The 18,346-nt window shown below is 71.0% G+C and carries 18 protein-coding genes; 10 read left to right on the top strand and 8 right to left on the bottom strand.

Annotated elements, in window-relative coordinates; all coding sequences use genetic code 11:
* Positions 1–60: 60 nt before the first annotated feature.
* Positions 61–1,290: a UbiH/UbiF/VisC/COQ6 family ubiquinone biosynthesis hydroxylase gene (locus tag AC32QD_RS13710; protein ID WP_492011066.1), complete on the top strand. Its 1,230-nt coding sequence runs from the start codon at positions 61–63 to the stop codon at positions 1,288–1,290.
* On the opposite strand, the gene AC32QD_RS13705 is transcribed toward AC32QD_RS13710, so the two are convergent.
* The 5 genes from AC32QD_RS13705 to AC32QD_RS13685 form a co-directional block, all read right to left on the bottom strand.
* Positions 1,287–2,201: an EamA family transporter gene (locus AC32QD_RS13705; protein WP_492011065.1), complete on the bottom strand. Its 915-nt coding sequence runs from the start codon at positions 2,199–2,201 to the stop codon at positions 1,287–1,289. The genes AC32QD_RS13710 and AC32QD_RS13705 overlap by 4 nt on opposite strands.
* 213 nt (positions 2,202–2,414) lie before the next feature.
* Entirely contained in the window at positions 2,415–2,639 is a 225-nt protein-coding gene (locus AC32QD_RS13700; protein ID WP_492011064.1) for a Trm112 family protein, read from the bottom strand.
* A 1-nt stretch (position 2,640) separates the two neighbouring features.
* On the bottom strand, positions 2,641–3,306 hold the full coding sequence (locus tag AC32QD_RS13695) for an LON peptidase substrate-binding domain-containing protein (protein WP_492011063.1): 666 nt from the start codon (positions 3,304–3,306) through the stop codon (positions 2,641–2,643).
* A gap of 9 nt (positions 3,307–3,315) precedes the next feature.
* Complete coding sequence (locus AC32QD_RS13690) at positions 3,316–4,245, bottom strand: tetratricopeptide repeat protein (RefSeq protein WP_492011085.1); 930 nt, start codon at positions 4,243–4,245, stop codon at positions 3,316–3,318.
* 178 nt (positions 4,246–4,423) lie between these two features.
* Positions 4,424–4,966 carry a prolyl-tRNA synthetase associated domain-containing protein gene (locus AC32QD_RS13685; RefSeq protein WP_492011062.1) on the bottom strand — a complete coding sequence of 181 codons (543 nt, stop codon included), beginning with the start codon at positions 4,964–4,966 and terminating at the stop codon, positions 4,424–4,426.
* A 298-nt stretch (positions 4,967–5,264) separates the two neighbouring features.
* Between AC32QD_RS13685 and AC32QD_RS13680 the strand changes: the two genes are divergently transcribed.
* Complete coding sequence (locus tag AC32QD_RS13680; protein WP_492011061.1) at positions 5,265–6,137, top strand: GNAT family N-acetyltransferase; 873 nt, start codon at positions 5,265–5,267, stop codon at positions 6,135–6,137.
* Positions 6,138–6,149: 12 nt separating this feature from the next.
* Here AC32QD_RS13680 and AC32QD_RS13675 read toward each other — a convergent pair whose 3' ends face one another.
* Positions 6,150–7,400, bottom strand: coding sequence for an MFS transporter (locus AC32QD_RS13675; RefSeq protein WP_492011060.1), 1,251 nt, complete (start codon positions 7,398–7,400; stop codon positions 6,150–6,152).
* Positions 7,401–7,507: 107 nt separating this feature from the next.
* Between AC32QD_RS13675 and AC32QD_RS13670 the strand changes: the two genes are divergently transcribed.
* Positions 7,508–8,317 carry an AraC family transcriptional regulator gene (locus tag AC32QD_RS13670; protein WP_492011059.1) on the top strand — a complete coding sequence of 270 codons (810 nt, stop codon included), beginning with the start codon at positions 7,508–7,510 and terminating at the stop codon, positions 8,315–8,317.
* A gap of 10 nt (positions 8,318–8,327) precedes the next feature.
* Here the strand turns inward: AC32QD_RS13670 and AC32QD_RS13665 are convergent, their stop codons facing one another.
* Complete coding sequence (locus AC32QD_RS13665) at positions 8,328–9,284, bottom strand: GlxA family transcriptional regulator (RefSeq protein WP_492011058.1); 957 nt, start codon at positions 9,282–9,284, stop codon at positions 8,328–8,330.
* A gap of 97 nt (positions 9,285–9,381) precedes the next feature.
* On the opposite strand from AC32QD_RS13665, the gene bcoG reads away from it, so the two are divergent.
* The 7 genes from bcoG (at position 9,382) to AC32QD_RS13630 (ending at position 16,993) form a co-directional block, all read left to right on the top strand.
* Positions 9,382–10,296: a 3-dehydrocarnitine:acetyl-CoA trimethylamine transferase BcoG gene (gene bcoG / locus AC32QD_RS13660; RefSeq protein ID WP_492011057.1), complete on the top strand. Its 915-nt coding sequence runs from the start codon at positions 9,382–9,384 to the stop codon at positions 10,294–10,296.
* A gap of 11 nt (positions 10,297–10,307) precedes the next feature.
* Positions 10,308–11,093: a hypothetical protein gene (locus AC32QD_RS13655; RefSeq protein ID WP_492011056.1), complete on the top strand. Its 786-nt coding sequence runs from the start codon at positions 10,308–10,310 to the stop codon at positions 11,091–11,093.
* Complete coding sequence (locus AC32QD_RS13650; RefSeq protein WP_492011055.1) at positions 11,090–12,559, top strand: carnitine 3-dehydrogenase; 1,470 nt, start codon at positions 11,090–11,092, stop codon at positions 12,557–12,559. The genes AC32QD_RS13655 and AC32QD_RS13650 overlap by 4 nt, the downstream gene beginning before the upstream one ends.
* A gap of 97 nt (positions 12,560–12,656) precedes the next feature.
* Positions 12,657–13,820 (top strand): acyl-CoA dehydrogenase family protein, encoded by a 1,164-nt coding sequence (locus tag AC32QD_RS13645; RefSeq protein WP_492011054.1) that lies wholly within the window; start codon positions 12,657–12,659, stop codon positions 13,818–13,820.
* 1 nt (position 13,821) lies between these two features.
* Positions 13,822–14,154, top strand: a complete 333-nt coding sequence (locus AC32QD_RS13640; RefSeq protein WP_492011053.1) for an Rdx family protein — start codon at positions 13,822–13,824, stop codon at positions 14,152–14,154.
* Complete coding sequence (locus AC32QD_RS13635; RefSeq protein ID WP_492011052.1) at positions 14,155–16,206, top strand: acetate--CoA ligase family protein; 2,052 nt, start codon at positions 14,155–14,157, stop codon at positions 16,204–16,206.
* A 1-nt stretch (position 16,207) separates the two neighbouring features.
* Positions 16,208–16,993: a carnitinyl-CoA dehydratase gene (locus AC32QD_RS13630; RefSeq protein WP_492011051.1), complete on the top strand. Its 786-nt coding sequence runs from the start codon at positions 16,208–16,210 to the stop codon at positions 16,991–16,993.
* Positions 16,994–17,026: 33 nt separating this feature from the next.
* On the opposite strand, the gene msrP is transcribed toward AC32QD_RS13630, so the two are convergent.
* Positions 17,027–18,037, bottom strand: coding sequence for a protein-methionine-sulfoxide reductase catalytic subunit MsrP (msrP, locus tag AC32QD_RS13625; protein ID WP_492011050.1), 1,011 nt, complete (start codon positions 18,035–18,037; stop codon positions 17,027–17,029).
* Positions 18,038–18,346 lie beyond the last annotated feature (309 nt).

Below are 18,346 nucleotides of genomic sequence, written 5' to 3'. Positions count from 1 at the left end.
CTCCGCGCCGCGCTCTCGCCCCGGTGGACATTCCCCCGGACCACCCCGATAGTAAAGCCCATGAGCGCGCGGGCGGACAGGATCGGCGACGTCATCATCGTCGGGGGCGGGCTGGTCGGCCCGGCCCTGGCGCTGGCGCTGGCCGGCGCGGGCCTGCGCGTCACCGTGATCGACCGCGAGCCGGCCGCGCGCCGGGCCGAGCCCGGCTTCGACGGGCGCGCCTATGCCATCGCGCTGGCCTCCCGGCGGCTCCTCGGCGCGCTCGGCGTGTGGCAGGCGGTCGCGGACAAGGCAGAGCCGATCCGCGACATCACCGTCGACGAGGGCGTGCCCACCGGGGCGGCCTTGCTGCATTTCGACCCGCGCGAGCTCGACGAGGGCCGCGTCGGCTGGATCGTCGAGGACCGCTGGCTGCGCGGCGCGCTGATGGCCGCGATGAAGCGGACGGAGGGCATCGTCCACCGCGCCCCGGCCGAGGTGGCGGGCGTGGAGCGCGGCCCGGCCGCGGCCACGGTGCGGCTCGCGGGCGGCGAGACGCTGGCCGCCCCGCTGGTCATCGCCTGCGACGGGCGGCGCTCGGCGCTGGCGGCCGGGGCCGGCATCCGCCGCATCCGCTGGGACTATGGCCAGACCGGCCTGGTCAACGCCATCGCGCACGACGCGCCCCACGCGGGCGTGGCGCATCAGAGCTTCTTCGCCGGCGGCCCCTTCGCCGTGCTGCCGCTGCCGGGCAACCGCTCCTCGTTGGTGTGGTCCGAGCGCCGGCGCGAGGCCGAGCGGCTGATGGCGCTCGACGCGGCCACCTTCACGGCCGAGGTCGCCGCGCGCGTCGGGCCGCGGCTGGGGCGCATCGAGCTTGCGGGCGGGCGCTGGGCCTACCCGCTCGACCTCAGCCTCGCCGCGGCCTACGTGGCGCCGCGGCTCGCGCTCGCCGGCGACGCGGCGCACGGCGTGCACCCGATCGCCGGGCAGGGGCTGAACCTGGGCCTGCGCGACGTCGCGGCGCTGGCCGAGGTGCTGGTCGCGGCGGCGCGGCTGGGCGAGGACATCGGCTCGGAGATCGTGCTCGAGCGCTACCAGCTGTGGCGGCGCTTCGACGCCACCGCCTTCGCGCTGGGCATGGACGCGCTGAACCGGCTGTTCTCCACCCCCAACCCGCTGCTGCGGCTGGCCCGCGACACCGGGCTCGCCGCGGTCGACAGGCTGGGCGGGCTGCGCCGCCTGTTCATGCGCGAGGCCGCAGGCGTCGAGGGCGAGGTGCCGCGGCTGTTGCGCGGTCAGGCGCTCTAGGCCTGCTGGCCGCCGAGCAGCAGGATCAGGATCGCGCCGATGATCAGCGCGATGCCGATCACCTCCCAGCGCCGCACCCGCTCGCGGAAGAACAGCGCGCTCGAGATGAAGGTGAAGACCAGCTCGACCTGGCCCAGCGCCCGCACATAGGCCGCGTTCTGCAATGTGAAGGCAGTGAACCAGCACACCGAGGCCAGTGCCCCGGCCACCCCCACCTGCCCCGCCACGCGCCACTCGGCCAACACGCGCGAGACCTGCCCCGGCTCGCGCCAGGCCAGCCAGGCACCCATCGCCACGGTCTGCAGCACCACGCTGACGGCGAAGGTGAAGCCCGCCGCCATGATCAGGCTGTCATGGTTGAGCGACAGCGCGCCGCCGCGGAAGAACACCACCGAGGCGCCGAGGCAGGTGGCGCAGGCGATGCCGATCAGGGTGGGCCCCTCGCCCAGCCCGGAGAGCAGCCGGGCGAATGTGATGTTCGCCTCGTCCATGGTCAGGCACATGACGCCGGCGACGCTGACCAGGATCGCCAGAATCGCCACCGGCCCCAGCCCATCGCCCAGGATCAGTGCGCCCAGGCCCGCCACGATCACCAGCTCGAGCTTCGAGAAGGTGGTGCCGACCGCGAAGTTGCGAAACGAGAACAGATGGATCAGCAGCACCGTGAACAGGATCTGCGAGATGCCGCCGGCTACGCAGAAGCCGAGGAAGGTCCAGCCCGGCGCCGGCCAGTCCAGCCCGCCCAGCCGGTTGAGGCCCAGCACATAGGCGAGCGCGAACGGCCAGGCGTAGACGAACCGCGCATAGCTCGCGCCTGCCGTCGAGAGCCGCCCCTTGAGGTGCTTTTGCAAGGCCGAGCGCAGGTTCTGAAAGAACGCCCCGGCGATGGTGATCGGAATCCACAGCTGCACCTGGTTGCCCCCTCGCCCGCCTGCGCGCCGGACTCAAGCGGGTTTTGCCCGCCGGGGAAAGGGGTAAAACGCCGCCCGCGGGCGCGGACCGGGGCCCGCCGAGCGTTCGCCACGAAGGGCGCCCACACGGGATTTGCATGAATTTCAATGACTTGATCCGGTGGGCACGCGTGCCCAGGCGCGGGCGAGCGGGATCGCGCTCGGCCGGCTGTGTCAGTCCTCGAGCTTGCGCGCCTCGTCGATCAGCATGATCGGGATGCCCGAGCGGATCGGATAGGCCAGCCGCGCGTTGCGCGAGATGAGCTCGCTGCGCTCGGGGTCGTATTCCAGCCGCGCCCCGGTGGCCGGGCAGACCAGCGACTCGAGCAGCCTGGGGCTGACCTTCTGCCCGGGTGCGCTGCCCGCGCGCGCGGCCTCACCGGACGGCTGTGCCCCCATCTCACTGCACCTTGCCGCCGTCGCCCCCGCGCGCCGCGGTGGCGAAGCGCATCAGCGCGATCAGCGTCTCGGTCCGCTCGGCCAGGTGGGGCGCCTCGAGCAGCGCCTGCTTCTCCTCGACCGAGAAGGGGCACATCATCGAGAGCGAGTTGACCAAAAGCTCCGGCTCGGCCTCGCGCAGCGAATCCCAGTCGCAGCCCAGCTTGACGGCGTTGAAATAGCCGCGCAGCACGTTGAGGAATTCCTTGCGGCAGAAGCTCTCGTCGGTCTCGTGGTGGCGCCCGAACGAGCCCAGATCGTCGGCAAAGCCGGTCCAGTCCACCTGCACCCGGCGATAGGGCGTGAAACCCTCGAGCTCGCCCTCGATGTGGAAACGCGCCACGCCCGTCAGCCCGATCAGATAGCGCCCGTCCTCGGTCTCGGACAGCGAGGTGACCCGGCCGGCGCAGCCGATCGGGTGCAGCGGTGGTGGCGGCACCCGCTCCTCATAGGGCTGCACCATGCCGATCAGCCGGTGGTCCGAGCGCAGCACGTCGTCCAGCATCGCCAGGTAGCGCGGCTCGAAGATGTTCAGCGGCAGCCGCGCACGCGGCAGCAGCAGCGCCCCCGGAAGCGGAAAGACGGGGATGACCTCGGGCAGATCGGCGAGGGTGAAGCGCCGAGGCATCGAGCCTCCTCAGGTGAAGATCATCGACGACAGGCGCCGGCGGCCCTTGAGAGTCACCGGGTCCTTGGGCCCGAAGCTCTCGAACAGCTTGAACAGCTGCTCCTTGGCGGCGCCGCCGTTCCATTCGCGGTCGCGGCGGAACAGTTCCAGCAGCTCGTCGACCGCGGCCTCGCGCTCGGTCTTCGCGACCAGCGCCAGCGCCAGGTCGAAGCGGGCCTGGTGGTCGTCCGGGTTGGCTTCCAGCCGGGCGCGCAGCTCGGCCACCTCGCCGGTGTCCTGGGTCTGCTCGGCCAGCTCGATGGCCGCGCGGGCCGCCGCGATGGCCGGATCGTCGGCGATCTCGGCGGGCACCGAGGCGAGTGTCTGCTTCGCCTGCTCGATGCCGCCCGCGGCCAGCTCGGAGCGCGCCAGCCCGGCGAGCGCACGGGGGTTCTTGGGGTCCTCGCCGAGCACGGCAGCAAAGACCTGCGCGGCGTCCGAGGCGGCGCCCTGCTCGAGCATCTGCTCGGCCTGCTCCAGCGCCTCGTCGAGCCCACCGCCGCCGTCCTCGCCGCCCATCTGAGCCAGCCGCTTGACGAAGGCGGTGACCTCGGAGGGCGGGATCGCGCCCATGAAGCCGTCGACCGGCTGGCCGTCGACGAAGGCGTAGACCGCCGGGATCGACTGCACGCGCAGCTGCGCGGCGATGCGCTGGTTCTGGTCGACGTCGACCTTGACCAGCTTGACCTTGCCCTTGAGCTCGCGCACCGCGCTCTCGAGCGCGGGGCCGAGCTGGCGGCACGGGCCGCACCAGGGCGCCCAGAAATCCACGATCACCGGCGTGTGGCGCGACGCCTCGATCACGTCCGCCATGAAGGTGGCCTCGGTGGCGTCCTTGATCGCGTCGCCGCCGGTCCCCGCAGCGGTGCCGCCGCCGAGCGACTTGCCGATCTCGTTCATCATTGCTCCTCGTTCGTCGTCAGTCTGTGGCACCAGATAGGGTGACGCATGGCGCAGGGCAATCGCGCGGCCCGGCCCGGGAGCGAATCACTTTGAAGCACCGGCTGACACCCCCCCAGACGCCACACCGTCGTCTTCACGCCGTCATCGTCACCGCGCCGGGCACATCGAGCCGCGGTCAGTCCGCCGCCCGCCGGGCGCGCTCCAGCTCCTCGAGCCGGTCGAAATCGACCATTAACGGCTCGTGGCCGGTAATGGAAAGGAATTTCAGAAACCCGTCGCGCGAGACGGCCGCGGTCGCCTCGTTGTGCAGCGGGTGGAAATTCAGCGGATCGTGCTGCATCAGGCCCTGGTCCAGGGCGAAATGCACGCGATGCGCGCGGTCGTTGATCAGCCCCAGGGGCGTCACCGCGCCGGGGCGCACGCCGAGCACCTCCCACAGCAGATCCTCGCGCCCGAAGGAGAGGTTCTTGGCGCCGATCTCCTTCTCCAGGTCGCGGATGCGGATCTGCCGGTCCTCGAGGCAGGTGGCGAGCCAGATCGCGCCCTTCTTGTCCTTCATGAACATGTTCTTGACGTGCCCGCCCGGCAGCTCGCCGCGCAGCGCCTGGGAGTCCGCCACGGTGAACAGCGGCGGATGGGTGTGGTGGACGTAGGATATGCCCTGCGCGTCGAGCAGCGCGTAGAGCTCGGCCTCGCCGGCCTTGGTGTCTTCGGTCATCGCGCGCTCCCTTTGCCTGGTTGCGCGCAGCCTATCCTGTGCGAGGCGGGCGGCAAGGGGCAAGGCGCAAGCCGGTCGGGCGAGACAATCCGCGCCTCGGGCATCTCGGCAATGGCCTGCGCGGCCGGAACGGCGTAGATTTGCACCCGGACGCCGGCGCTCTCGCGACTCTCGGGCCGCGATGGCCGGTTGGGACGCGATCCTCCCGATCACCGCCGCCCGCCGGAGCGCCGCGCCCTGATGCGCGGCGGCCCGGGCAGTCCTCACGTTCCCGGGGCCGACCGCCGGGGAGAGCACGATGACCACGCAGACACACAGCACGCAGATACGCCCCGCCCGGGCCGACGATCTCGCCGCCTGCGGCCAGGTGATGTACGACGCCTTCCGGGGCATCGCGACAAAGCACAATTTCCCGCCCGACTTCCCCAATGCCGAGGCTGCCGGCGGCCTGCTCGCCATGCTGTTCGAGGCGCCGGGCATGTCGGCTGCCGTCGCCGAGGAGGCGGGCCGCATCGTCGGCTCGATCTTCGTCTCGCGCCGCTCGGTGGTGGGCGGCATCAGCGCGCTCACCGTCGAGCCGGGGGCTCAGGACCGCAGCATCGGCCGGCAGCTGATGCGCCACGGCATGGCGCTGCTCGCGGCGCAGGGCCACACGCGCCAGCAGCTGGTGCAGTCGGGCTATCACAACCGCTCGCTGGCGCTCTATGCAAAGCTCGGCTTCGTCGCCACCGAGCTTTTGTCCAACGTCGCCGGCGGGCCGGTGCGGGCGAAGATCCCCGGGCGCGCGGTGCGCCCGGCGCGCGAGGCCGACGCCGCGGCGTGCAACGCGCTGTGTCGCGAGGTGCACGGCTTCGACCGCGCCGGCGAGCTGGCCAATGCCATCGCCCAGGGCATGGCCAGGGTGGTGGAAAGCGACGGCACCATCACCGGCTACACCACCGGCATCGGCTTCATCGGGCACGGCGCGGGGCGCGGCAACGACGACATCAAGGCGCTGATCGCCTCGGCCGAGGAGTTCGTCGGGCCGGGCATCCTGATCCCGACGGGCAATGGCGAGCTGTTCCGCTGGTGCCTGGAAAGCGGGCTGAGGGTGATGCAGCCGATGACGCTGATGGACACCGCGCCGTCGGGCCCGGCGAACGGCGCCTACTGGCCCGCGGTCCTGTGCTGAGCGCGGCCCCACTCAGGCCGGGGCGGGCTCGGGCACCGGCAGGCGGCGGGGCAGGCACACCACGGCGGCGAAGATCACCAGGGCGGCGGCGGCGAGGATGCGGAACAGCACGTCGAAGCCCCAGCTCTCGTAGACCAGGGCGATCAGCGGCAGCGAGGCGGCGAGCGCGGAGAAGCTGACCACGTAGCGCATGCCGTAGATTTGCGCGCGGAACGGGCCGCTCGCCATCTTGCCGATCATGTAGTCGTTGATCGGGATCTGGCCGAAGGCGCCCAGCATGAAGCCGATCGCGACCAGGAAGGCCGGCGTGTCGCGCAGGCCCGGCATGGCGGCGAAGAAGCCGATCTGCAGCACCGCCACGCCCATGAAGACGCGCCTGGGCCCGAGCCGGTCGAGCAGCGCGCCCACCACCACCTGCGCCAGCGAGGCCACGGCGAAGACCAAAAAGGCGAGCGTGCCGATGGCGGTGGCCGTCTCGGCCTGGCCGGGCGCCAGGCTGCCCGCGTCGCGCGCCAGCGCGGCGGCCAGCCCGGTCAGGCGCTCGGCGAAGATCTTGGGCAGCGCGAAGGTGGTGGACTGGAAGATCAGCGAGGCCACCGCCGTGGTCAGGAACACGATGGCCGAGACGCGCAGGATCTGGGCGCGGCGCGCCGCGTCGACGGCCGCGCGCGGGTGGGCTACGGGCCTGGGCGCGGTGCGCTCCTCGCGGATGCCCTCGCGGCGCAGCGCGGCGTAAGCCAGCCCCAGCGCCACCGAGACCGCGCCGGGCGCCGCGAAGGCCATGCGCCAGCCGGCGTTGTCGATCAGCCAGCCGGTGATCAGCGCCGCGCCGGCGACGCCGAGGTTGCCCCACACCCCGTTCATGGCGATGCGCATGCCGGTGTTCTTCCAGCGCATGGTGACGATGGCCAGCCCCACCGGGTGATAGATCGCGGCGAAGACGCCGATGACGAACAGCCCCAGCCCGATCTGCCACGGCGTCACGGCGAAAGCGGTGGCGATCGCGGACAGCCCGATGCCGACGAAATAGACCACCATCATGCCGTCGCGGGTCCAGCGGTCGGCGAGCCAGCCCGCCGGCAGGGCGAAGACGCCGAAGGCGACGAAGCCCGGCGTGGCATAGGCCAGCAGCTCGGCATAGCCCACGCCCCACTCGCGCGTCAGCGCCAGCGCCGCGACGGTGGCGAACACCAGCATGAACAGGTGGTCGAGGAAGTGCCCGAGGTTTAGCAGCAGGAAATGCGCGCGGTCGCGTGTGATCATCGCTCGTCGCCCCTTGGCCCCCTTCGACCCCTGTGACGCGCCATGCTTAGCCTTGGCAGAATAACGCTGTCTTGCCAAAGATTATCGATTCCCGGACAATCGCCGGCATGGCATCGACCAGGCCCGACACGCACGGCCCCGCACGGCGCAGCACCGATCCGCGCGACTACCAGCGCGTGCCGCGCCCGGTGGCCGCCATGGCCAAGAGCTTCGCCGACGGCGACACCATCGCGCCGCACGCACACGAGCGCGACCAGTTCCTCTACGCCGTGCGCGGCATCATGCGCGTGCGCACGCAGACGGCCGGCTGGACCGTGCCGCCCGACCGCGCCGTCTACATGCCCGCGGGCGTCACCCATGCCATCGCCATCGGCGGAGATCTGGAGATGCGCACGCTCTACATCGCGCCCGGCGCGGCGGCGGACCTGCCGCGCGCGCCCAGCGTGCTCGAGGTCCCCGAGCTGTTGCGCAGCCTAGTTCTGGCGCTGATGCGCGAACCCGTGCTCTACGACGAGGCCGGCCGCGGCGGCGCGCTGGCCCGGCTCATCCTCAGCGAGATCGGCCGCGCCCCGCGGCTCGCCCTCGGCGTGCCGATGCCGCGCGATGTCCGCCTCGCCCGGCTTTGCGCCGCGCTGGTGGCCGACCCCTCGGCGACGCTGACGCTGGAGGGCTGGGCCGAGACCGCCGGCGCCTCGGCCCGCACGCTGGCGCGGCTGTTCGAGCGCGAGCTGGGCATGAGCTTCGGCACCTGGCGCCGGCGCGCGCGGCTGCGCAACGCGGTCGAGGAGATCGTCGCCGGGGTCCCGGTCTCGCTGGTCGCCGCGCACAGCGGCTACCGCAGCGCCAGCGCCTTCTCGGCGGCCTTTCGCCGCGAGCTGGGCGTCGCCCCCTCGGCGCTGGAGCGCGGCCGGGGCTAGCCCGGCGTCGTCAGTCTCGCGCCCTGGCCCGCGTCTGGCGCGGGCTCTCGCCGTGGCGGCGCCGATAGGCGCGGGCGAAGCCGGCCGGCGAGGCAAACCCCGAAAGCGCCGCGATCTCGAGCGCCGGCATGCGCGTCTCGAGCAAGAGCCGCCGGGCGCGGTTGAGTCTCAGCGCCTGGTAGTGCGCGTATGGCGAGACCCCGAGACTGGCGCGGAAAAGCGTTTGCAGGTGGCGCGCACTCACGCCCGCGGCGCGTGCGATGCGCGCGATCGGCCAGGGCACGTCGAGATTGGCCTCCATCGCGGTGACGGCGCGCGCCAGGTGCGGCTCGCGCGGGCGCGCCAGCGTCAGCGCCGGGGCCTGATCGACGCGCCCCGAGGGCTCGTAGGTGAACAGCTTGGCGACCTCGAGCGACAAGGGATAGCCCAGCCGCGCCCGGATCACCTCGAGCATCAGGTCGAGCGTCGGCCCGGCGCCGCCCGAGGTGAAGCGGTTGCCGTCGATGACGAAGCGCTGCGGCACCACGGCGATGTCAGGGAAGGCGGCGGCGAAGTCCTCGATGTCCTCCCAGTGCGCGGTGGCCCGCCGCCCGGTCAGAAGCCCCGCGCGCGCCACCACCCAGGCGCCCGACTCCACGCCGCCGATCGCAGGGCGCGCCCGCCCGGCCCGGCCCAGCCGGCGCACCAGGCCCGGCGTCATCTGCCGGGCGATCTCGTAGCTCGCCACCACCACCAGCGGCGCGGCCGAGGCCAGCGGGTCGAAGGCGCGCGCCGCCGGCACGGGGACGCCCGCCCGCGTCGGCACCGCGGCGCCGTCGGGCGTGGTGACGGTCCAGCGGAACTGCGTGCGGCCGAGGATGCGGTTCGCGGCGCGCAGGGGCTCGATCACCGCGGCGACCAGAATCAGCGTGGCGCCGGGGATGACCAGCACCTCGATCTCCAGCGGATTCGGGTCCGGGGCGAACATATCTTCGTTTCTAGCACAGTTTTACTCCGAAACGGCAAAGCATTGGCACGCCGAGCGGCGCAAGGTCGCCGCCGAACGGAGATCACCGGAGGAAACCATGCCGCTCGCCATGAACCGCGACGTCTTCATCACCTGCGCCGTCACCGGTTCGGGCGGCACGCAGGACCGCTCGGCCAACGTGCCGCGCTCGCCCCGCGAGATTGCCGCGAGCGCCATCGATGCGGCCAAGGCCGGCGCGGCGATCGTGCACTGCCATGTGCGCGACCCTCAGACCGGCAAGCCCGCCCGCGACGTGGCGCTTTACCGCGAGGTCACCGAGCGCATCCGCGCCGCGGACGTGGACGTGGTGCTGAACCTGACCGCCGGCATGGGTGGCGACCTGGTGCTGGGCGGCACCGAGACGCCGCTGCCGCCGGGCCCCGGCACCGACATGATCGGCGCGGCCGACCGCGTCGCCCACGTCGCCGCCTGCCTGCCCGAGATCTGCACGCTCGACTGCGGCACCATGAACTTCGCCGAGGCCGACTACGTGATGACCAACACGCCGGGCATGCTGCGCGCCATGGGCCGCATGATGACCGAGCTCGGCGTGCGCCCCGAGATCGAGGCCTTCGACACCGGCCACCTTTGGTTCGCCAAGGAGCTGGTGAAGGAGGGCGTCATCGAGGCCCCGGCCCTGGTCCAGCTTTGCATGGGCGTGCCCTGGGGCGCTCCCGACGACCTGAACACCTTCCTGGCGATGGTCAACAACGTGCCGGCCGACTGGCACTGGTCGGCGTTTTCGCTCGGGCGCAACGAGATGCCCTACGCCGCCGCCGCCGTGCTTGCGGGCGGCAATGTGCGCGTCGGGCTCGAGGACAATCTCTATCTCGAGAAAGGCGTGCTGGCGACCAACGCCCAGCTGGTCGACCGCGCGGTCGGCATCGTCGAGCGCATGGGCGCCCGGGTGATCGGCCCCGCCGAGGTCCGCGAGCGCCTGAAGCTGACCAAGCGGGCGCCGCGGGCGGCCTAGGAGGATTGGAAGTGGCCGACGACCGGGCACCTTGGCCCAGCTTCTTCTATGACGTCTGTGCGTGGTTCTATTGGGACCCGCGAAAGTTCGGGCGCGTGCCTGATCCCGACAGATCGCACGGAGGTTGGGAGAATGTTCGGCGGCACCTCGGTCGGACCGAGGAGCCTCTAAACCATATTTTGCGAATCCTGTTCGCAATTGGCCCAAATCTGCTCATCGCAAAACTGACGGAGCGGGCGATCGGCGAATCTTGGCTCGACAGCTACTATGTTGTCGGAAGTGATTTTGAGCCCCGTTACGATTTGCCAGTGAATTCGACGCAACCGGACTTCGCTTTCGATGGCGGCCGGCATTTCGTCACGATGGAGATGAAGGTCGACGCCAAAACGTCGCCGAACCAGCTCGCGAAGTACCTATATCTTCACGCCAAGGCAGAGCAGATAGGGCCGGCGCAACGGCATCACGCGCTGATTTACATCGGGCGGGAATCCTGGCGGAAACTGTGGTGCGACGGCCAAGAAACCTCCGTTTCGGACCGACTTGCAGAAGCTGTACAGCATATCCCCGAACGTATCGGAATTGGGCAAGTGCCGGTCGATGCCGAATCCATCGTCGAAATGGCGGCGCGCATTCGCCTCGGCTTTCTGACCTATGGCGATGTCGTCGATGCGCTCGATTCCATCCGCGGTTCTGTATCGGGTGCCGGCTGGGAGAGCGAAGTGGCTGTGCGCCTGCTTGACGGGGCGATAAGCGAGATCAACACGCGCGGACTTGCGCAAATCGAGAAATCCAAATGACCACCATTCGGAAAGCCGCCGTCATCGGCGGCGGCGTCATCGGCGGCGGCTGGCTCGCCCGCCTGATCGAGAACGGCGTCGAGGTCGCGGTCTACGACCCCGACCCCGAGGCCGCCCGCAAGCTCGGCGACGTGCTGGCCAATGCCGACCGGGCCTATGCCAGGCTGACCCTGGCGCCGCGGGGCCGGAAGGCCGCCTGGCGGCTCGCCGGCTCCGTCGCCGAGGCGGTCGCGGGAGCCGAGCTGGTCGTGGAGGCGGTGCCCGAGCGCATCGAGCTCAAGCACCGGGTCTATGCCGAGATCGAGGCGGCGAACGCCGAGGGCATCATCGCCTCGTCCACCTCGGGCTACAAGCCGAGCGACCTGCAGGCGCCGCTGGCGCAGCCCGAGCGCCTGATCGTCGCCCACCCGTTCAACCCGGTCTACCTGTTGCCGCTGGTCGAGGTCGTCGCCGGCGCCCGCACCAATGCGGCCGTCGTCGACTGCGCCATGGCCCTCTACGAGTGGCTCGGCATGAAGCCGCTCAAGGTGAGGAAGGAGATAGACGCCTTCATCGCCGACCGCTTCCTCGAAGCCGTGTGGCGCGAGGGGCTGTGGCTGATCAGGGACGGCATCGCCACCACGCAAGAGATCGACGACGCCATCCGCTTCGGCTTCGGGCTCCGCTGGGCGCAGATGGGGCTGTTCGAGACCTACCGCGTCGCCGGCGGCGAGGCCGGCATGCGCCACTTCATCGCCCAGTTCGGCCCGGCGCTGGCCTGGCCCTGGACCAAACTGATGGACGTGCCAGAGCTGACCGAAGAGCTGATCGACGCCATCGCCAGCCAGTCCGACGCGCAGTCGGGCATGCATTCGATCCGCGAGCTCGAGCGCATCCGCGACGACAACCTGATCGCAATCATGCAGGCGTTGAAGGCCAATGACTGGGGCGCGGGCAAGGTGCTCGCAGCCTACGAGCGCAAGCTGTTCGCGCAGGGTGCGGCCCGGGCCGAGCCCGACCTCTCGAAGCCCGTCCGCACCGTCGCGCGGCAGGTGCCGCCCGACTGGACCGACTACAACCAGCACATGAACGAGTCGCGCTACGGCCAGCTCTTCTCCGACGCCTCGGACGGCCTCATGCGGCTGATCGGGGCCGACGCGGATTACATCGCCGGGGGACTGAGCTACTTCACCGCCGAGGCGCATATCCGCTTCCTCGACGAGGTGCGCGCGCTCGAGCCGGTGCATGTCGAGACCCAGGTGCTGGCTGGCGCGGGCAAGAAGATGCATCTGTTCCACCGCCTCCATCACGGCGACGGGCGGCTCCTGGCCACCGGCGAGTACATGCTGATCCACGTCGACCTGGCGACCCGCACCGCCTGCGAGCCGGCGCCGGCGGTGGCCGCCAAGCTCGCCCAGATCGCGGCGCTGCATGCGAAGCTGCCCGCGCCCGATGGGGTGGGCCGCGCAGTGGGGCAGAAGCGGTGAGCGAGCAAAGGCCCACTGCCCCGGGCCTGACCCGGGGCCCGGGGAGGTCCCGGCTCGAGGCCGGGACCCGGCCACAGCGACTGAGCAGGAGGCCAGGATGCATTTCGGCCTGAGCGAGGAACAGGAGATGATCGTCTCGACGGTGCGCAGCTTCGTCGAGAACGAGATCTACCCGCACGAGGAGGCGGTCGAGCGCACAGGCGAGGTGCCGCCCGAGGTGGCCGCCGAGATCAAGCGCAAGACCCTGGAGCTCGGCTTCTACGCCTGCAACTTCCCCGAAGAGGTCGGCGGCGCCGGGCTGAGCCACCTCGAGTTCGCCCTGGTCGAGCGCGAGCTCGGCCGCGGCGCGATGGCGCTGACGCATTTCTTCGGCCGGCCGCAGAACATCCTGATGGCCTGCGTCGGCGCGCAGCGCGAGCGCTACCTGCTGCCCGCCGTGCGCGGCGAGCGCATGGACGCGCTGGCCATGACCGAGCCCGATGCCGGCTCCGACATCCGCGGCATGAAGTGCGCCGCCCGGCGCCAGGGAGGTGACTGGGTCGTCAACGGCACCAAGCATTTTATCTCCGGCGCCGACCACGCCGACTTCGTCATCGTCTTCGTCGCCACCGGTGAGGAGCAGACGGCGGGCGGCCCGACCAGGAAGAAGATCACCACCTTCCTGGTCGACCGCGGCACGCCCGGCTTCACCATCCGGCCGGGCTACAACTCGGTCAGCCACCGCGGCTACAGGAACATGATCCTCGAGTTCGACGACTGCCGGCTGCCCGACGCCCAGGTGCTCGGCGAAGTCGACCGCGGCTTCGAGGTGATGAACGAGTGGCTCTACGCCACCCGTATCACGGTCGCCACCATGTCGGTCGGCAGGGCACGGCGGGTGTTCGATTATGCCGTGGACCACGCCGCCTCGCGCCGCCAGTTCGGCCAGCCGATCGGCCGCTTCCAGGGCATCAGCTTCCAGCTCGCCGACATGATCACCGAGATCGACGCCGCCGATTTCCTCACCCTGGCCTCGGCCTGGCGGCTCGACCAGGGGCTCACCGCCAACCGCGAGATCGCCTCGGCCAAGCTCTATGCCACCGAGATGCTGGCCCGCGTCACCGACGCCGCGATCCAGATATACGGCGGCATGGGGCTGATGGACGACCTGCCGCTGGCGCGCTTCTGGCGCGACGCCCGGGTCGAGCGCATCTGGGACGGCACCTCCGAGATCCAGCGCCACATCATCGGCCGCGAGCTCCTGCGGCCGCTCGGGGCGTGAGATGGCCAGGCCCGCGGTGACCATCACCTACTGCACCCAGTGCAACTGGATGCTGCGCTCGGCGTGGATGGCGCAGGAGCTGCTCTCGACCTTCGGCACCGATCTCGGCTCGGTGGCGCTGGTGCCGGGCACCGGCGGCGTGTTCGAGATCCGCCTCGACGGTGCGCTTTTGTGGGAGCGCAAGCGCGACGGCGGCTTTCCCGATGTCAAGCAGCTCAAGCAGATGCTGCGCGACCGCATCGACCCGGACCGCGACCTCGGCCACATCGACCGGGACAAGGGCAACCGGAGCGAGGGCGACCGGGGCAAGGTCGACCCGGACAAGGGCGCCTAGATGCCCCGCGACCTCGCGCGCCTGTTCCGCCCGCGCTCCATCGCCGTCTTCGGCGGCGGCGCCTGGGGGCCGAACGCGGTGGAGCAGTGCCTCAAGATGGGCTTTGCCGGCGCCGTCTGGCCGGTGCACCCGACGCGGCCCGAGATGCACGGCCTGCCCTGCTACCAAAGCGCCGACGCGCTGCCCCAGCCCCCCGACGCCAGCTTCATCGCCGTCAATCGCCGCCAGACGATCGAGATCGTGCGTGACCTCGCCCGGCGCGGCGCCGGCGGCGCGGTGTGCTTCGCCTCCGGATTCAGGGAGGCCGAGGGCGAGGCCCAGGGCGGCGCCGACCTGCAGGCCCGCCTGGTCGAGGCCGCCGGCGACATGCCGATTCTGGGGCCGAACTGCTACGGGCTGATCAACTATCTCGACGGCGCGCCGCTGTGGCCCGACCAGCACGGCGGCGCGCGCGTGGACCGGGGCGTGGCGATCCTCACCCAGTCCTCGAACATCCTGATCAACATGACCATGCAGCGCCGCGGCCTGCCCATCGCCTATGTGGTCGCCGCCGGCAACCAGGCGCAGACCGGCCTCGCCGAGATGGCCATGGCGGTGATGGACGACCCGCGCGTCAGCGCCGTCGGCCTGCACATCGAGGGCGTGGGCGAGGTGCGCGCGTTCGAGGACATGGCGGCGAAGGCGCGCGCGCTCGGCAAGCCCGTCGTGGCGCTCAAGATCGGCCGCTCGGCGCAGGCACGGGCGGCGAGCGTCTCCCACACCGCCTCGCTGACCGGGGCGGACGCCGCGGCACGCGCCTTCCTCGAGCGCATGAACGTGCCGGTCCTGCGCTCGATCCCCGAGTTCCTCGAGACGCTGAAGCTGCTGCACGTCGTCGGGCCGCTGCCCGGGCGCTCGATCGCCTCGCTGTCGTGCTCGGGCGGCGAGGCCAGCCTGATGGCCGACGCGGCCGTCGGGCGCAAGCTGACCTTCCGCGCGCTCGACGCGGCCGAGCGCGCCCGCGTCAAGGCCACGCTGGGCGAGCTGGTCACGGTCGCCAACCCGCTCGACTACCACACCTTCATCTGGAACGACGCGCCGGCCATGACGGCCACCTTCGCCGCCATGATCGGCTGCGGCTTCGACCTGTCGATGCTGGTGCTCGACTTTCCCCGCCTCGACCGCTGCTCGGACGCGAGCTGGCAGGGCGCCGTCAGCGCCATCGCCACGGCCAAGGCGCAGACCGGGGCCAACGTCGCCGTGGTCGCTTCGCTGCCCGAGAACCTGCCCGAGCACCGCGCCGCCGACCTGATGGAAGCGGGCCTCGCCCCGCTGCACGGCCTCGACGAGGCGCTGGCCGCCGCCGAGGCCGCCGCCGCCATTGCTCAAGGCTGGGCGCGGGATCTGCCGGCACCGGTGCTGCTGGGTACCGACGGCGCCGCGCCGGCCCGCGTGCTCGACGAGGCGGAGGCCAAGGCGGCGCTCGCCCGCCACGGCGTGCCCGTGCCCCGGGGCGCCAACGCAGCGACGCCCGAGGAGGCCGCCGCCGTCGCCGGACGCATCGGCCTGCCCGTGGCGCTCAAGGGCTTGGGCATCGCGCACAAGACCGAGGCCGGGGCCGTGCGCCTTGGCCTCGCCTCGACCGACGCGGTCGCCGCCGCCGCGCGCGGCATGGAGGGCGCCCGCGGCTGGCTCGTGGAGCGCATGGTCGAGGGCGGCGTCGCCGAGCTGATCCTCGGCGTCGTGCGCGACGCAGCCCACGGCTACACGCTGACCATCGGGGCGGGCGGGATCCTGGCCGAGCTTCTGGCCGACACCGCGACCCTGATGATCCCGGCGCGCGAGGAGGACATCCGCGCCGCCATCGCCGGCCTGAAGACCGCGCCGCTGCTGGCCGGCTATCGCGGCCGGCCCCGCGCCGATATCGAGGCGGTGGTCGCCGCCTGCATGGCGCTGCAGTCTTACGTGACCGCGATGGAGGGCCGGCTCGCCGAGCTCGACATCAACCCGCTGATCGTCACGCCCGACGGCGCCGTGGCGGCGGACGCACTGATCCGGCTGAGGGAAGCATGAGATGACCGACACCCCCATCAAGACCCGCCGCGAGGGCCATGTCCTCGAGGTCACGCTCGACCGGCCGAAGGCGAATGCCATCGACCTCAAGACCTCGCGCCTGATGGGCGAGACCTTCCGCGCCTTCCGCGACGATGACGGCTTGCGCGTCGCCATCCTGCGCGCCGAGGGGGAGAAGTTTTTCTGCCCCGGCTGGGACCTCAAGGCGGCGGCCGCGGGCGACGCGGTGGACGGCGACTACGGGGTGGGCGGCTTCGGCGGCATCCAGGAGCTGCCGCATCTGAACAAGCCGATCATCTGCGCCGTGAACGGCATCTGCTGCGGCGGCGGGCTCGAGCTCGCGCTCTCGTGCGACCTGATCCTGGCCGCCGAGACCGCGACCTTCGCCCTGCCCGAGATCCGCTCGGGCACCATTGCCGATGCCGCCTCGCTCAAGCTGCCCAAGCGCATTCCCTACCACGTGGCGATGGACCTGCTCATGACGGGCCGCTGGTTCGACGCCGAGGAGGCGAAGCACTGGGGCCTGATCCGCGAGATCACCAAGCCCGGCGATCTGCGCGAGACGGCCTGGGCGCTCGCCCGCCTGCTCGAATCCGGCCCGCCGCTGGTCTACGCCGCGATCAAGGAGGTGGTGCGCGAGGCCGAGGACATGAAGTTCCAGGACGCGCTCAACCGCATCGCAAGGCGCCAGTTCCGCAGCATCGACGTGCTCTATTCCTCGGACGACCAGCTCGAGGGCGCCCGCGCCTTCGCCGAGAAGCGCGAACCGGTGTGGAAGGGGCGCTGAGGCCGGATCGAGCGGCCCGCCGGACGGCCCGGCTCAGCGATAGAGCCGGTCGCCGTACTTCGCCTCGAGCCCGGCATAGAGCTTCGCCACCTCGTCGCCGTAGCCGTTGAACTTCACGGTCGGGATGCGCTTGTCGGTGCCGAGCACCCGCTCGGTCGCCTGGCTCCAGCGCGGGTGGGGCACCGCGGGGTTGACGTTGGCCCAGAAGCCGTACTCGTTCGGCTGCAAAGCCTCCCAGAAGCTCACCGGCTGCTTGTCGGTGAAGGTCACGTGCGTGATCGACTTGATCGACTTGAAGCCGTACTTCCAGGGCAGGTGCAGGCGCATCGGCGCGCCGAACTGCTGCAACAGCACCTTGCCGTAGGCGCCGACCACCAGCAGCGGCAGCTCGTTGTTCGCCTCCGCCATGGTCAGGCCCTCGGTATAGGGCCAGGGATACCAGCTCTGGCGCTGCCCATGCGCGATCTTGGGGTTCATGAAGGTGTGGAACTCGACGTATTTCGCGCCCGAGAGCGGCTTCGCCATGGCGACGAACTTGCGAAACGGGAAGCCGACCCAAGGCACCACCATGGACCACGCCTCGACGCAGCGGTGTCGATAGACGCGCTCCTCGAGGTCGACCTTGGCGAGCAGGTCGTCGATGCTGGTCACGAAGGGCTTCTCGACCATGCCGTCGACCTTGACCGTCCAGCCCTTGGTGTCGAGCGCCTGCGCGGCGTCGTAGATGCGCTTTTGCGAGCCGAACTCGTAGAAATTGTTGTAGGTGCTGTTCAGCGCCTCCGGCGTGATCGCCCGTCCGGCATCGGCATAGGCCGGGTTGGTGGGCGGCACCGGGTTGAAGGGCGTGCCCGGCCCGCCGGGCCGCGTCGCGGCGGCGGCCGATTCGGGCGCCAGCGGCGAGCCGCCGAGGACCGTGGCGCCGAGGGCCCCGGCCGCGACCAGCCCGCCGCCCGCGGCGAGCACCCGGCGGCGGCTCCAGAACACGTGCTCGGGCGTCACCTCGCTCTCGGGGATCTGCCAGCGCGGTTTTCGGATCAGTCGCAAGGGCACCTCCGGTTCTTGCCTCGTTGCCCGACAATATGGTTACGGACCGGGTGCCCAACCAGATCAGTGCCGGGCATTTGTGCCGCCGCGATGCGCCAAAATTCCTCTATGTCTTATATAGGACCTGTAAGAGTTAACGGCGCGCCGATGCGGCATCTTATGCCCGGCGAGGATACCCGCCGCACACCTCCGGTCCAGTCACAAGATCGTCAGTGGCGCGGGCTCAGTCGCCCTGAAACTCGGCCTCCGTATAGCCCTGCAGATACAAGAGCGCGGTGAGGTCGGCGTGGCGGATCACCGCGTCGGCGC

The organism is Thermohalobaculum sp. (assembly GCF_058622915.1).
This window is presented reverse-complemented; position numbering and strand designations above follow the sequence as displayed.